Raw genomic sequence first — 15136 nt, 5'->3', positions numbered from 1 at the left:
GGTATGCTCGGGCTCGCAACGCTTAGGCTTCTATTTTGCTAGCCGCAGACGCACGTAGAGTTGGCCATTGGCCTCGCGCAGGGCCAGCGGGGTGCCGTGTAGCTCAGCAATGCGGTTGCTGAGCCAGAGCCCCAGGCCAGCGCCCCCGCTGAGCACATCGGCTTGGTAGCGCGCAGTGGTGAGGCGTGCAAGGTCGCCGAGCGAGGCACGGATGGGGTTGCTAACCTCGGCATAGCAAAGGCCAGTTTCGGGTTCTTGACCTAGGGCCACTTGCACGGCCGCACCGGGCGGCGCGTGGCGCAGCGCATTGTCGAGCAGGTTAATAATAACGGTAGTCAGCTTGTCGGCGTCGGCCGCTACGGTATAGTTAGGCATATTTTCATCTACTGCCAAGTGCAGCTGCCGGCCTGCCGCGCGAAAGCGCGGCAGCAGTTGGTCGGCGGCGGCCAGTACTAGCTCGTCGAGGGCTACGGGGCGGCGCGTGAGCGGCAGTGCATCGGTGCGCAGGCGGCTTACCAACAGAAAATCCTCAACCAGCCGACCTAGGCGCTGTAGCTCCTGCGCTTGGGCATCGAGCGGCGCGCGCAGGCTGGCGGGCAGCTCGGGGGCTTGACGCGTCACGGCCAGGCCGGTTTGCAGCACGGCCAGCGGGGTGCGCAGCTCGTGGGCGGCGGCCGCCAGAAAATTATCTTGCAGCTCGGCTCCGGCTTGCAGGCGGTCGAGCATCTTATTCAGGGCTTGCGCCAGCTCCTGCACCTCATCGCCAGTGGCGGGCTCGGGCAGGCGCTCGGAGCCGGGGGCCGCCCCAATACGCCGCGCCTGCTGGCTAATGCGCCGCAGCGGCCGCAGTACCCACCAGCCTAGCACGGCCGCTAGCGCCGCAGCCAGCCCTAGGCTACCGGCCAGTGCCCCCCACAGCCCCAGCCGCACCCGCCCTAGGTCGGCCAGCAGAGGCGCGGCCGAATGCGCCAGCCAGAGCCGCACCTGCACCGGGCGGCCGGCCTCGTTGTAATCGGCGCGCTGCACTTCCACAACGCGCATGTTATCGGCTAAGCCAACCAGCGGTGCCGCAAAGCCCGGCGAATGAAACAGCTCGCGGCTGACCTGGCCGCTGGCCTCTATGACCACACGCAGCCGCTCGCCGTGGGCCGGCAGGGGCACCACGGGCACGGCTCGGTCTACCTCTACCCTGCTCAGTAGCGCTTCGGCGCGGGCACGCAGGCGTAGCTCGTCGCCCTGGTGCAGCACGCGGCCCACCTGCCGGTACTGATAAAGGCCGGCCAGCCCCACCACCAGCCCAAACACCAGCGCAAAAGCCAGCGCCAGCTGCCCACGCAAGCTGCGCAGCGCCTTCATCGGGCGGCGGCCGGGTCGTGCAGCCGGTAGCCGTGGCCCACCACGGTTTCGAGCAGCGGCGACAAGTGGGGAAAGGCGCGGTCGAGCTTGCGGCGCAACTGTGAGAGGTGCACCTCTATCACGTTGGAGCCCATATCGAAATCAACTTCCCACACCTTCTCCGCAATGCGGGTTTTGGTGACTACGCGGTTGGGGTTGCGCAGCAGTAGCTCCAGCAAGGCAAACTCGCGGTTGGTGAGCGTGAGAAGTTGGCCGGCGCGGCTCACGCGGCGGTGCACAAGGTCGAGCTCTAGGTCGGCGAGGCGCAACACCGGCGTTTCGGCCGAGGCCGTGCGGCGCTGCACTGTGCGCAAGCGGGCCAGCAGTTCCTCAAAGGCAAATGGCTTGCGCAAATAGTCAACGGCGCCGGCATCGAGCCCTTTGATGACGTGCTCGGTACCGCCGAGCGCGCTCACAATAATGACGGGCGTCGTAATTCCGAACTCGCGCAGGTTGCGCAGCACGTCGAGGCCGTTTTGGCCGGGCAGCATCAGGTCAAGCAAAATGACGTCGTAGGGCGTAGCAGCGGCCATTTCGAGGCCAGTAGCGCCGTTGTCGGCTCCGTCGGCCAGGTGGCCAGCCTGCCCTAGGCCCTGCCGCACAAACTCGGCTAGCCGCGGCTCGTCTTCAATTACCAGAATCCGCATTCGTTGAGAAAATTAAACTTGCTGAGCGGCCTACGTAAAGTAATGATAAAATGGCGTTAAGCACGCTTGTCAGGCTGAGCTTGCCAAAGCCATCACGTGGTACGCTAACCTAGGCGGTAGCAGCGCAACGACGAAGGTGCTTTGGCAAACTCAACCCGACACTAGCATTGGTCTTGAGCGGCTTACCGCACCAGGAACTGCACCCCGTCGAGGGTGATAGTTTGGGCGCGTACTACGCGCACGGGCTTGGCGGCTACCTCGCCGGGGGCGGGAGCGCGCAAGATGCCAGTAGCGGCCACGGTAGCGCCCGTTTTCAGCTTTTCGGCTAGCTGCTCGGCGGCATCGGGCGAGAGACGCACGATGGTACCATCATTCATTACCAGGGCGTTGGTGCGGCCGGTGGGGTCTTGGGTGAGGCGCTGCACGGTACCGCGCACCGTGGCAGCTTCTTCGGTGGGCGGGGTGGCGGGGCGAGCGGGCGGCGTGTCGCGCACGGTTTGGCCGCCAGCGGCGAGGCTTACGAGGTGCAGGGCGGTGCGGCCCTCGGGGTCGGTATCGCGGAAGCCCGACACGGTGACTTGGCTGCCGGCCTTAGCGGCGGCCATCAGGGCCTGGGCCAAATGGCGCGGGAACCGCACGGTTTCGGTGCCAGCGCTGGTTTTCAGGGTGAAGGCATCGTACACCTGGTCGTCATTAGCGGCAGTGTAGTCGGTGAGCGTGCCGCTAACATCGCGCAGCGCCTGCACGCCGGCCGGACGCGGGGCGGGGCCAGCGGCGCCGGGGCGGGGCGGGCGGGGGCCACCAGCGGGCGAGGGCGGCGGAGCTAGGGCAGCGCCCGCTGCATCGGGGGCCGGAGCCGCAGTAGCAGCTTGGGCGTGCTTGGTTTTAGTTTTGACTTTGCCGGTGGGCGCCTGCTGGGCGTGAGCCAAGGGGCTAGCCAGTAGTAGAGCCGCTAGGGCGGCTACGGTGGCGGTGTGCAGCGTGGGGTGCGACATGGTAGTAAAGGTGAATTAGAGCAGCGGTTCGTTCCGCTTTCCTGATTCAAAATTGTCAGCACCACCTTAGGAGCGCCTGAAGCTCTTATTAATTTTTCTTCAGGCCACCCTAGGTATCCTTCACGGCCTGTCTGCTCTGCACAAGCGCAAAAAGCAGTACCAAGCAAAAGCCCCAGCTACTCGGCTGGGGCTTACTTTATAAAACCACGTTCTAACCCCCAGTTGGTTGCTGGCGAACGGCAACGTTTGGCACCGAGGGGTTACGTCGTGCTGGGCGTCAGCCACTTCTCTAGGCGCAGGGGCTTATACTGCTCCATGGCGTCGAGCAGGGCGGCGGCGCTAGCGTTTTGCAGTACCTGATTGCGGTTTTCAACACGTAGGAAGGCCTCGCCGCTCATGTGGTCGAGCAGGCCCAGCAGCGAATCGTAGAAGCCTAGGGTGTTGAGCAAGCCCACAGGCTTGCCGTGCAGGCCAAGCTGCCCCCAGGTCAGTACCTCAAACAATTCCTCTAGGGTGCCAAAGCCGCCGGGCATGGCCACGAAGCCTTCGGCGAGGTCGGCCATGAGCAACTTGCGCTGGTGCATGGTCTCGACAACATGCAGCTCGGTGCAGCCTTTATGCGCCAGCTCCTTATCGGCTAGAAAACCTGGGATGACACCGATAACCTTACCGCCCTCGGCCAATACGGCATCAGCAATCACGCCCATCAGGCCCACACAGCCGCCGCCATACACGAGGGTAAGGCCCCGGCGGGCTAGCTCGCGCCCCATTTCCTGGGCTTGTTGAGTATATTCTTCTTTGTTGCCACTGCTGGAGCCGCAGTATACTGCTACGCTTTTCATCTTGCTTTGCTCTAAAAAAGCATAGAGACGCGGGGTTCCGCGTCTCTACATCTGGTTAACTACTAATGGAAATTATTCTTACATGCGCTCGGGCACGTCGATGCCGAGTAGCCCTAGGCTGGCTTTGATGGTCTGCGCCGTCTTAGCCGACAGTGCTACGCGGAAAGCTTTCTTGGTGGGCTCAATATCTTCTTTCAGAATTGGCACCTCGGTGAAGAAGCGGTTGTAGCTTTTCGCTACCTCGTAGACGTACTGCGCAATAACGGCGGGCGAAAGCGAACGCGCCGCTTCGGCTACCACGCTTGCGTAGCCAGCCAGCTGCTGTATCAACTCCTGCTCGGTGGAATGCAGCTCACCGTATTGACTAAAATCCGTGGTTTCAATAACGCCTTGCGCCAAGGCCTTACGCCTAATCGACGAAATGCGGGCGTAGGAATACTGAATGAACGGCCCCGTATCACCTTCCAACCGCACCGACTCGGCGGGGTTGAAAAGCATGCGCTTTTTGGGGTCTACTTTCAGCAGGTAGTATTTCAGGGCACCTAGGCCGAGCGTGTGGTAGAGTTGGGCCAGTTCTTCATCGCTCAGGCCTTCGGTTTTGCCTTTTTCGAGGGTCGCGGCTTCGGCGGCTTCTTCTACTTCCTTCACCAGCTCGTCGGCATCTACTACGGTGCCTTCGCGGCTTTTCATCTTGCCCGAGGGCAAATCGACCATGCCGTAGCTGAGGTGGTGGATAGCGTCGGCGTAGGGCTTGCCCAGCTTCTTAAGCGTGGCTTGCAGCACCTGCATGTGGTAGTTCTGCTCGTCGGCAATGACGTAGATGCTGCTATCGTAGCCAAAATCCTGGTACTTCAACTCGGCCGTGCCTAGGTCTTGCGTGATGTACACACTCGTGCCATCGGCGCGAAGCAGCAGCTTTTCGTCCAAGCCTTCGGCCTGCAAGTCAACCCACACCGAGCCGTTCTCTTTCTTGAAGAATACACCTTTTTGCAAGCCTTCTTCCACGCGCTCCTTCCCGAGGAGGTAGGTGCCCGATTCGTAGTAGAACTTATCGAAATCGACGCCGATGTTGGCGTAGGTGGCATTGAAGCCATCGTACACCCAGCCGTTCATGCGGTGCCAGAGGGCCATTACTTCCTCGTCGCCGGCCTCCCACTGCTGCAGCATCTGCTGGGCTTCGAGCATCAGAGGGGCCTGCTTTTTGGCTACCTCGTTGGTGACACCTTCAGCTTCGAGCTGCTTGATTTCTTCGCGGTAGTGCTTCTCAAACAGCACGTAGTATTTGCCGGCCAAATGGTCGCCTTTCAGACCCTCGCTTTCGGGCGTGGCGCCCGCGCCAAAGCGCTGGTAGGCTATCATCGACTTGCAAATGTGGATGCCGCGGTCGTTCACCAAGTTGGCTTTGGTGACGGTGGCGCCGGTGGCTTTCAGAATCTCGGCCACGCTGTAACCCAAGAAGTTATTGCGCAAGTGCCCTAGGTGCAGGGGCTTGTTGGTATTGGGCGACGAGTACTCGACCACCACTTTCTTGGGGCCGTCGAAAGGCACGGGCGCGCCGGCCGGCTGCTGTGCCAGCTCGGTAAAGAGCTTGAGCCACTCGGCATCGGCAATTTCAAGGTTTAGAAAGCCTTTCACCACGTTGTAGCCGCGCACGGCGGGCGCGTTGGCAGTTAGCCACTCGCCCAGAGCTTGGCCGATTTGCTCGGGGCCTTTGCCGAAAGCTTTGGTAAGCGGAAACGTGACGAGGGTAAAGCTGCCGGCAAAGTCTTTGCGCGTGGGCTGCAGCACGAGGCTGGCGGCAGGAATATCTTGGTTGAAAACGGCCTGCGCGGCGGCTTGCAGGGCGGTTTTGAGGTTTTGTTCAAGCTGTTGCACGAGGGCAAAGGTACGGCGGGCAAGGCGCAGACCCCACCCCCGGCCCCTCCCCTCAAACGGCCAGTGCCACCTCGGGCGAGGGAGGGGCCAGTTTTCCCTTGCGGTAATCCTGGAGGTAAAGCACACCTATCAGCAAGCACAGCACGCCCTCGGCTAACACGGTCGGCTGCACTCCAAAGCGCTCCGACGCCGCGCCCACCAGCAGGCTACCTAGGGGCAGCGCGGCCGTGTACACCAGCACGTAGAGGCTGATGACGCGGCCCCGCATAGCCGGGGCCACAGTGGTTTGCAGCAGCGTGACGCTGATGGTAGTTTGGGCCATCATGCCAAACGCCGTGACAACCAAGCAGGCCAGCGCTAGGGGGTACCACGGCGCGTAGGCGAACAGCAACAGCCCCACTCCAAATACAAACGTGGTACCAGCAATGACCTTGTTCAGGCTAGTAGTGGGCTTTAGCGATGCTAAGAAGAACGCGCCTACTAGCCCGCCCAGCCCAATGGCCCCGTCGAGCAGCCCAAACGTGGTGGCCGTGCCCCGGAAAATATCCTTGGCGTACACCGGCATCAGGTTGGTGAAGGGCAGCACGAGCAAGGCCGTGAGACCCAGCATACTAATAATAAACCGAATATTGGCGGTGTTCTTCACGTAGCGGAAGCCTTCGGCCAACTCGCCTAGGATGCTGTTGGTGTGCGGCTTGGCTACGTAGGGCGGCAGCTTCATTGCCAGCAAGGACCCTACCACGGCTACGAAGCTTACCGCATTGAGCCCAAAGCAGGCGGCGGCCCCTAGCTGCTCGAGCGCCAAGCCCGCGATGGCGGGCCCCAGCAGCTTCGAGAGATTGAGCATCATCGAGTTGAGGGCTACGGCATTGGGCAGGTCCTTCTTATCATCGACCAAGTCGTAGACCAATGACTGGCGGGCGGGCACGTCGAAGGCATTGATGAGGCCCAGCACGGCGCTCAAAACAATGATGGCCCACACCGCGCCGGGCTCCCAAAACACGGCCAGCGCCAGCAGGGCCGCCTGCACCATCGAGAACACCTGCGTGAGCAGCAGCACCCGGTAGCGGTTGTAGCGGTCGGACACTACACCGCCAAGTAGCGAAAACAGCGCCGACGGAAACAGCGTGGCAAACACGCTGACGCCGAGCATAAACTTGGAATGCGTTTGGGAATATATCACCCAGCTGACCGCCGTTTTTTGCATCCACGTGCCCAGCAGCGAAATGGATTGACCTGCAAAAAAGTAGCGAAAGTTGCGGCTGCGAAACGCGCGCATGGCTTCTATATCCATTCAGCTCTGGAGTGACGTAGCAAAAGTACGGGCGCGGTAGGGCACCTAGGGCACTCGGGGGCAAGCCGCCAGTTTTTACCAGCTGCCCGGAACGCGGGGCTAGCTGCCCGGCGTTGAGGAATACCTTCTAGCCCTAACTCTCTCTGCGCGTGTCGCTAATTCGCTTTTCACTTTTGCCGGGCCTAGGCCTCTGCCTAGCGCTGCTGGCGGCCCCCGCCTGCAAAAACAATACTCCCGCCCCCGATGCTAGCACGCCCGCGCCTACCGCGCCGGGCACTACCACCACGGTACTCACGGGCAGCAGCCTCCTTGGCGAGTACAGCACCTCGGCGCTCGCCTCGCGGGTATCGGCCATTCCGCTGGCCGGGGCGCTGGTGCAGTATCCCATTAAGGTGTATCGCCTCACCTACCGCACCCGCACGCCCGAAGGCCAAGAAACCACGGCCTCGGGCGCGGTGCTGGTGCCCACGGCCCCCACGGCGCTGCCGGTGCTTAGCTACCAGCACGGCACCATCGCGCCGAGCAGCGAAACCCAGGCGCCCAGCTACTACGCCCAGGGCAGCGATGTGTGGTCGGTGGTGTCGGTGCTAGCCTCAACGGGCTACGTGGTGTCGGCGCCCGATTACCTCGGCTACGGCGCTTCCAAGGCCCTGCCCCACCCCTACGAGCACGCCGCCTCGCTGGCCTCGGCCTCGGCCGATATGCTGCGCGCCACCCGCGAGTTTTGCCAGCAGCAGAACGTAAATGTTAATGCTAAAAACTTTCTCCTAGGATACTCGGAGGGCGGCTACGCTACCATGGCCCTGCACAAGTATCTGCAAGAAAACTACGCCACCGCGCTGCCCGTGACGGCCAGCGCGCCCGGCGCCGGCGCCTACCACAAGTCGGCCTTTGCCAAGTATGTGTTGCAAAGCACTCAGCCGCTCAGCTTCCTGAGCACCTATGTGTGGGTGCTGCGCACCTACGACCGCATTTACAACCTCAATCGGCCTTTATCCTACTATTACCAGGAGCCCTACGCTACGCGGCTACAAGCCGACCCATTTGCGGGGGTGCCTACGCAGCAGAGCCAACTGTTTACCAGCACCTTCCGCCAAGCAGTGCTGACTGACTCGGATGCGCCGCTCACGGCCTCCCTCACCGCCAACGACATCTACGACTGGAAGCCCACGGCGCCCGTGGCCCTCTTCCACGGCACTGCCGACGACTACGTACCTTTCTTCAACTCGCAGGACGCCTACGATGCCATGCAGGCCCGCGGCGCCACGCAAGTGACGCTACGGCCTATCCAGGGCGGCAATCACTTCTCGTCGGCCACTACCTATACCCTAGGCGCTTATGCCTTTATCAGCCAGTATAATCAGTAAAGCCGCGTTGCACGCGTCCCTACCCTCGGTCAACCACCTCATCTAGTTGCAGCCGCCGCTCTATTGCGGCGGTTGCTTTTTCCAGGATGTTGAAGGCGTTGTTCGCCATCGTATTCTCATTGTCGAGAGTCGGGTTGATTTCGCCCATTTCGAAGCACACCACGCGCTCGTTTTCGAGCAGGTCTTGGCACAGGTTTTCGCCTTCCGATAAGTACAGGCCGTTTTCGACTGGCGTGCCCGTGCCGTGGCTAAAGCTCGAATCGAGGCTGTCCACATCAAACGAGATGTACACCATGTCGCAAAAGCGCAGGTGCTGATAAATCTCGCGGGCCAGCTGGCGGCTGCCTTTCTCCTGAATTTCGGGTAGGCGTATCCACTTGATGCCTAGGCGCTCGATGAGGGCGTCCTCTTCTTCCTCAGTGTCGCGCACGGCCACGTACACTAAGTGTTCGGGGCGCAGCTTGGGACCGGGCTCGCTCAGGTTTTGGAGGCGGCGCCAGAAAAACTCGGTGTCGGCGTCGGGCTCGTTGCGCTGGCACACGCGGTTGTCCTCCCCTAGGGCGGCAGCTAGCGGCATGCCGTGCACGTTGCCGCTGGGCGTAGTGTAGGGCGAGTGAATGTCGGCGTGCGCATCTATCCAAATGACCCCTAGCGTTTTATGCGGGTGCGCGGCCTTGATGCCCGCAATGGTGGCGTTGGCGCTGCTATGGTCGCCGCTCAGCACCAGCGGAAACTCGCCGAAGCGCAGCGTCTGCTCCACGGCGCTGGCCACGCTTTTCTGCACAGTATAAATGGCATCGATGTGCCGGGCGTACGGAAACGGCGTGGCATCGAATAAGGCGTAGTTGAGGTCAGGCACCGCCACCGAGTTGTAGCGCCGAAAGTAGTCGGAACCCTTGTTGAGGCAGGCTACGCGCAGGGCATCGACGCCCATGCTGGAGCCACGGGTGCCAGCCCCTAGCTCGGAGCGAACTTCTAGAATCTTAATGCGTTTCATCGGGTGGGAATAGAAAGGAACGACAAAAGCAACCGGCACCGGGCCGCCCTCCCCTGCGGGAAGACGAGCGCTGCCTTGCGGCGCGGTTGCGCCGTAGCCATGTCGCTTTCTGCCCCCTAGGGCCGATGCGCGAAGCCGGACTGTTTCCGGCCTCCGGCGGTACTTTTGAACCGCCGGCTGTAAAGGTCGGCATTTTCTTTTAGTTGTCCGTTACTAGGTGGCGATTGCTCGGTGTTTCACACTCGGCAGCCCACACTCGTACTGACAATTAGCAACTGATATTTCAGAATGGATACCTACCAGGACCTCATCACCCAAACCTTCGATTTTCCAAACGCCGATTTTCAGGTGCGCGACAACGAGCTTTTCTTCCACGACATCGACCTGATGGCGCTGGTAGAGAAGCATGGCACCCCGCTGCGACTCACCTACTTACCCAAAATCAGCTCGCAGATTCAGCGGGCCAAGCAGTGGTTTGCCGAGGGCATTGCCCAGACGGGCTACACCGGCTCTTATTCCTACGCTTACTGCACCAAGTCGTCGCACTTCCGCTTCGTGCTCGACCAGGCGCTGAAGAATGATGTGCACCTCGAAACCTCATCGTGGTTCGACATCAGCATCATCCGCTCGCTCTACGAGCAAGGCAAGGTCGGTAAAGAAAAGTTTATCATTTGCAACGGCTTTAAGACCGAGGAGTACAAGCGCGACATCACGGCGCTGCTCAACGACGACTTCGTCAACTGCCTGCCCATTCTCGACTCGCCCAACGAAATCGAGTACTACCACGAGCACGTGCAGGCCGGCAAGCACGTGAAGCTAGGCCTGCGTTTGGCCTCCGATGAGGAGCCGCGCTTTCAGTTCTACACCTCGCGCCTAGGTATCCGCTACGCCGATGCGGTGCCGCTCTACGAGCAGCGCATCAAGGAGGACCCGCGCTTCGAGCTGACTATGCTGCACTACTTTATCAGCAGCGGCATCAAGGACACGTCCTATTACTGGACCGAGCTTTCGCGCTTCATCCACAAGTACTGCGAACTGCGCAAAATCTGCCCCACGCTCACGACCATCGACATTGGCGGCGGCCTGCCTATCCAGACCTCGATTCAGCTGGAGTACGATTACCCGTACATGATTTCCGAAATCCTGCGCACCATTCAGCGCATCTGCGCTGAGGAAGGTGTGCCCGAGCCTAATATTTTCACCGAGTTCGGCATCTTCACGGTGGGCGAAAGCGGCGCCACTATCTACTCGATTCTGGACGAGAAGCTTCAGAACGACAAAGAGCTGTGGTACATGATTGACGGCTCGTTCATCACCAACCTGCCTGATACCTGGGCCCTCAACCAGCGCTTCATCATGTTGGCTCTCAACGGCTGGCAACGCCCCTATCGCAAGATTCAACTCGGCGGCCTAACCTGCGACTCGCAGGACTACTACAACGCCGAGAAGCACATCTATCAGACCTTCCTGCCGCAGCTACAGCCTGCGCGCCAAGAGGCTACTACCGACCAGCCGCTCTACGTGGGCTTCTTCCACACCGGCGCCTACCAGGAAAGCCTCAGCGGCTACGGCGGCCTCAAGCACTGCCTCATTCCCGCGCCTAAGCACGTCATTCTGGACCGCGCCGACGATGGTACGCTTACCGACACCGTGTTTGCGCCCAAGCAAACGGCCGAGAGCATGTTAAAAATCCTCGGATATACTGAATAAATAAGTCCAGCGTTAGGAACCTAATTAGCCCGAAAAGTACTATTCAATGAAATAGCACTTTTCGGGCTAAAACCCTAGCTAATTAGCTTTCAGGCGCCCTATCTTTGAACCCTAAACTGAAAATTCTTAATTTTTTACTCTTTATGAAAAAGCTTCTTATCCTCGCAATCGGTGCTGCTACCCTAGGCCTAGGCGCCTGCAACAAGAGCACCTGCCCCGCTTACTCGTCGGCCAAATCGACCAGCGCGCCCATCACGGCCAGCACCGCTACGCCAGTGGCCCAGCAGTAGTTCGACTAATTACCCGTTAGTAAAAAGGCCCGATTGGCATGAGCTAATCGGGCCTTTTTTATTTGCTGCTGGCTCCAGTTTTATGTTTAAGCACGTAAAATCCTTCTTCAAAAAGAAGCAAACCGCGCCTAATGGGTTTGCAGGTTACGCTGACTTAGCTATACGCTTAATAACTGATAGCAATGGCCAGCTTGAAGACGGGCAAATAATAGCTTTACTCGAGGCAAATGGCATTCCGCGTACAGAAGCAGTTGAGCTTTTGCTTTTTCTGCCAATGGCTTTTTGCCGCCACCTGCTTCCAATAATTAATTGGCCTGACCACTACTTCGAATACATTTCGAAGGAAAAGCAAATAAAGCATTTATACTCAGACAATCAACGATATACCATTATTCAAAAAGCTTTACTGCATTACTTAGCTGGAAATTTCACCAATGCAGATTACTACAAGATTGCAGGACGTAGTGCCTCTTTTCACTCTATTAATCAGATACTACTAGCTAATCCAGAACGAAAAATATCAGAGGTGCTGGTTACTCCTGAAACTGTAATATATTAAATTGCTTTTTGAAAAGAAAATAGTTTATACTCTTTCTCCTATTCCTAAGCCGTAGCAATCGCCTGAATCCGCTCGGCCGATAACTCCGAGAAGTCCTGAATAACCAAGTCGGCCAACCTCGTGTCCTGGCCTGCCGAATGTGGACTGGCGTAGCCGATGCAGTAGATACCCGCCGCCTTAGCCGCGGCCATGCCGTTGGTCGAGTCTTCGATAACCACGCATTCCGATACGGGCGTTTCGGCTAGCTCGGCGGCGTGGAGGAAGATAGCGGGATTAGGCTTCGACTCCGCAAAATCTTCGCCGCTAACGATGTGTGTGAAGTACGGCGCCAGCCCAAACCGATTGAATACCCGCGCAATAGTGGCCTTTGAGGCCGACGAAGCCAGCACCAGTTGCACGCCGTGCGTGTGCAGGTCTTCGATGAGCGTGCGCACGCCGGGCAGCAGGTCCAGGTAGGGGTCCGAATCGAAACGCTCATTGAATATCTCACGCTTGCGCCGCAGCAAGTCGTCTATTTCAGGCCCTAGGTTGTATTTCTGCTTCAGTTGCTGAAACACGTTGCGGGTCGATTTGCCTAGGAAGGCAGCGTACTCCTCATCCGAAATGGTCAGGCCCAGCTCGCCAAACTGCGTGAAAAAGGCGTGGTGGTGGACGGGCTCGGTGTCAATAATGACGCCATCCATGTCGAAGATTACAGTACGAATCATGCGGATTAGTCGGTAGCGGGAGCTTCGCCGTTCTTAGTATTGAGCTGCTCCAGTAGGTTATCGGCGCTGATGCTATCCACGGCTTCGGAGCGGCGGCGACGCGGCTCGTACTCGGTGTAGCACACGTACTTGCGCTTGAGCGTGGGCGGCGGCTTGGGGAAGGGGCCGTAGTCGTAGTTCAGCTTTTTATCCTGGTACACCTTCTCCATGTAGCGACCGAAGATGGGCAGCGCCATGCGCCCGCCTTCACCCTGCTGCGAGCGCAGAAAGTGGATGCTGCGGTCTTCGCCACCTACCCACACACCGCTCACGAGGTCCTTGGTGAGGCCCATGTACCAGCCATCGGAGTAGTTGGAGGTGGTGCCGGTTTTGCCACCAATCTGGTTGTCTTTATGCCACAACTCAGGGAAATCCCAGAGGGCCTGTGAGGTACCACCGGGCTCCTCCATGCCGCCGCGCAGCATGTAGGTCATCAGCCACGCCGTTTCGGGCGAGATAGCGCGCTTCTGCACAGGGTCAAACTGCTGCAACACGTTGCCGTTGCGGTCTTCGATGCGGGTGATGAGGCGCGGTGTCGAGCGGAAGCCGCTGTTCATAAACGTCGAGTAGGCGTCTACCATCTCGTACACGCTCACGTCGCCACCCGACCCTAGGCCGATACTCGGCACCGACAGTAACGGACTGGTAATACCTACTTTATGTGCGTACTGGGCCACTTTGCCCCAACCTACTTTTTCGGTGAGCTGGGCCGTGACGGAGTTTACCGACCGCGCCATGGCGTGGCGCAAGGTCATGTTGATACCGGTGTACTCGCGGGTCACGTTGGCCGGCTGCCACTCCATGGGCTTGCCATCCTCGATGTAGTTAATAGTCACGCGCTGGTCACGGATACGGTCACAGGGTGAGTAGCCGTTATCGAGGGCCGTGAGGTACACGAAGGGCTTGAACGTAGAGCCAGCTTGGCGCTTACCCTGCCGCACGTGGTCGTACTGGAAGAAGCGGTAATCGAGACCGCCCACCCAAGCCTTGATGGAGCCCGTGTAGGGGTCCATCGTCATCATGCCGGCTTGCAAAAAGTGCTTATAGTAAGCCAGCGAATCGAGCGGCGACATTACCAGCGTGGTGTCGTGGTCCTTCTTTTTCCAGGTGAACACCTTCATCGGGCGCTTGGCATTCAGGGCCGAATCGAGGCGGGCGGGCTGGCCTTTGTAGCGGGTAGCCAGCGTTTTATACGACTCGGTGCGCTTCATCTGGGTTTCGATGAAATTCGGAATTTCGTTACCGTCTTCGTCTACCCAGGGGTTAGTGCGCTGGTTGCGCCAGAAGTTGTCAAAGGTCTGCTGCAAGGACTTCATGCGCTGGTCCACGGCCTCTTCGGCGTGTTCCTGCATGCGCGAGTCGATGGTGGTGTACACCTTCAGGCCGTCGCGGTAGAGGTCGTAGCCGTGCTCGTCGCACCACTTATTGGCCGCCTGGCTAATAGCGCCCCGGAAGTACGTATCGGGGCCATCGACGTGCTTTTCAACCTGATACTCGAGCACGATGGGCTCGGCCTGCATGGCCTTCACTTCGGCTGGCTTGAGGTAGCCGGCCTGACCTAGGCGCTGCAACACCACATTGCGGCGGCGAGTGGCGGCCACCGGGTGAAACTTGGGGTTGAAGGCCGTAGGGTTGTTCAGCACCCCGATGAGCACGGCAGCTTGCTCGGCCGTGAGGCTGTCGGGCGTGGTGCTGAAGAAGGTTTTGGCCGCGACTTTAATACCGAACGCATTGGAGCCGTACTCCACGGTGTTGAGGTACATCCGCAGAATTTCGTCCTTGGTGTAGCGGCGCTCTAGCTCCACGGCGGTCATCCATTCTTTGGTTTTGGCCACTACTGTGCCCACGCCGGGCACATGGCTGAGGCCGCCCTGGTTTTCGCCGCGCCGGATTTTATATAAGTTTTTCGCCAGCTGCTGGGTGATGGTCGAGCCCCCGCGCTTGCTGCCGCGCAGCGTGAAATACACCGTCGAGAGCAGTGCCTGTGGGTCGATGCCCGAGTGCTCGCGGTAGCGCGCATCCTCCGTGGAAATCAAGGCCTTGGTTAGCCAGGGCGACATCTGGCTGAGCGGCACTGGCGAGCGGTTTTCGCGGAAATACCGCCCTAGGAGTACGCCATCGGCGGTGTACACCTCTGAGGCTTGCTCGACCTTGGGATTTTCTAGCTCTTCGAGGCCCGGCGACTTGCCGAAGAGAAACAGAAAATTGCTCTTGACCAGCAGCGGATAGGCCAGCACCACGCCCACACCGATAAAAAAGACCGTCCAGGCCACGCGCACGAGGCGGCGGGTGCCCCGGCCAGGGCGGCGGCCCCGGCGGGCCGGAGCAGGAGTAGCAGAGCTAGGCGAAGCAGGTGGGGTGGTTTCGTCGGCCATGAACGGCAAGTAGCAAGAGCAAAGAAGGGCAAAGATACCAGCCA

Annotated in this window: 13 protein-coding genes; 4 read left to right on the top strand and 9 right to left on the bottom strand. The window is 59.7% G+C overall.

Going from position 1 to position 15136, the window contains the following annotated elements; genetic code table 11:
• Positions 1 to 30: 30 nt before the first annotated feature.
• From FNT36_RS19200 to FNT36_RS19175, 6 genes are all read right to left on the bottom strand, one after another.
• A complete protein-coding gene (locus tag FNT36_RS19200) occupies positions 31 to 1356 on the bottom strand; it encodes a HAMP domain-containing sensor histidine kinase (protein ID WP_144851086.1) in 1326 nt (441 codons plus the stop codon).
• Positions 1353 to 2042 carry a response regulator transcription factor gene (locus tag FNT36_RS19195; protein ID WP_144851083.1) on the bottom strand — a complete coding sequence of 230 codons (690 nt, stop codon included), beginning with the start codon at positions 2040 to 2042 and terminating at the stop codon, positions 1353 to 1355. Before FNT36_RS19195 ends, FNT36_RS19200 begins: the two co-directional genes overlap by 4 nt.
• Positions 2043 to 2224: 182 nt before the next feature.
• Positions 2225 to 3037 (bottom strand): OB-fold nucleic acid binding domain-containing protein, encoded by an 813-nt coding sequence (locus FNT36_RS19190; RefSeq protein ID WP_144851080.1) that lies wholly within the window; start codon positions 3035 to 3037, stop codon positions 2225 to 2227.
• Between the two features lie 260 nt (positions 3038 to 3297).
• A complete protein-coding gene (locus FNT36_RS19185) occupies positions 3298 to 3879 on the bottom strand; it encodes an LOG family protein (protein ID WP_144851077.1) in 582 nt (193 codons plus the stop codon).
• Positions 3880 to 3957: 78 nt separating this feature from the next.
• Positions 3958 to 5754: an arginine--tRNA ligase gene (argS, locus tag FNT36_RS19180; protein ID WP_144851074.1), complete on the bottom strand. Its 1797-nt coding sequence runs from the start codon at positions 5752 to 5754 to the stop codon at positions 3958 to 3960.
• 52 nt (positions 5755 to 5806) lie between these two features.
• Positions 5807 to 7048: an MFS transporter gene (locus tag FNT36_RS19175; RefSeq protein ID WP_144851071.1), complete on the bottom strand. Its 1242-nt coding sequence runs from the start codon at positions 7046 to 7048 to the stop codon at positions 5807 to 5809.
• 149 nt (positions 7049 to 7197) lie between these two features.
• On the opposite strand from FNT36_RS19175, the gene FNT36_RS19170 reads away from it, so the two are divergent.
• Positions 7198 to 8415 carry an alpha/beta hydrolase family protein gene (locus FNT36_RS19170; RefSeq protein ID WP_233636067.1) on the top strand — a complete coding sequence of 406 codons (1218 nt, stop codon included), beginning with the start codon at positions 7198 to 7200 and terminating at the stop codon, positions 8413 to 8415.
• Between the two features lie 19 nt (positions 8416 to 8434).
• On the opposite strand, the gene FNT36_RS19165 is transcribed toward FNT36_RS19170, so the two are convergent.
• Positions 8435 to 9412 (bottom strand): arginase, encoded by a 978-nt coding sequence (locus tag FNT36_RS19165; RefSeq protein ID WP_144851066.1) that lies wholly within the window; start codon positions 9410 to 9412, stop codon positions 8435 to 8437.
• A gap of 288 nt (positions 9413 to 9700) precedes the next feature.
• Between FNT36_RS19165 and FNT36_RS19160 the strand changes: the two genes are divergently transcribed.
• The 3 genes from FNT36_RS19160 (at position 9701) to FNT36_RS19155 (ending at position 11971) form a co-directional block, all read left to right on the top strand.
• Positions 9701 to 11122: a type III PLP-dependent enzyme domain-containing protein gene (locus FNT36_RS19160; protein WP_144851063.1), complete on the top strand. Its 1422-nt coding sequence runs from the start codon at positions 9701 to 9703 to the stop codon at positions 11120 to 11122.
• A gap of 143 nt (positions 11123 to 11265) precedes the next feature.
• Entirely contained in the window at positions 11266 to 11412 is a 147-nt protein-coding gene (locus tag FNT36_RS25660) for a hypothetical protein (protein ID WP_233636066.1), read from the top strand.
• A gap of 82 nt (positions 11413 to 11494) precedes the next feature.
• Positions 11495 to 11971, top strand: coding sequence for a hypothetical protein (locus FNT36_RS19155; protein ID WP_144851060.1), 477 nt, complete (start codon positions 11495 to 11497; stop codon positions 11969 to 11971).
• Between the two features lie 44 nt (positions 11972 to 12015).
• Here the strand turns inward: FNT36_RS19155 and FNT36_RS19150 are convergent, their stop codons facing one another.
• Both FNT36_RS19150 and FNT36_RS19145 read right to left on the bottom strand, forming a co-directional pair.
• The gene (locus tag FNT36_RS19150) at positions 12016 to 12678 is read right to left on the bottom strand and encodes an HAD family hydrolase (RefSeq protein ID WP_144851057.1); all 663 of its coding nucleotides are present in this window, start codon (positions 12676 to 12678) and stop codon (positions 12016 to 12018) included.
• Between the two features lie 5 nt (positions 12679 to 12683).
• Positions 12684 to 15092, bottom strand: a complete 2409-nt coding sequence (locus FNT36_RS19145) for a transglycosylase domain-containing protein (RefSeq protein ID WP_144851054.1) — start codon at positions 15090 to 15092, stop codon at positions 12684 to 12686.
• Positions 15093 to 15136: the final 44 nt, after the last annotated feature.

Source organism: Hymenobacter setariae (assembly GCF_007713685.1).
Taxonomy (GTDB): Bacteria; Bacteroidota; Bacteroidia; order Cytophagales; family Hymenobacteraceae; genus Hymenobacter; species Hymenobacter setariae.
This window is presented reverse-complemented; position numbering and strand designations above follow the sequence as displayed.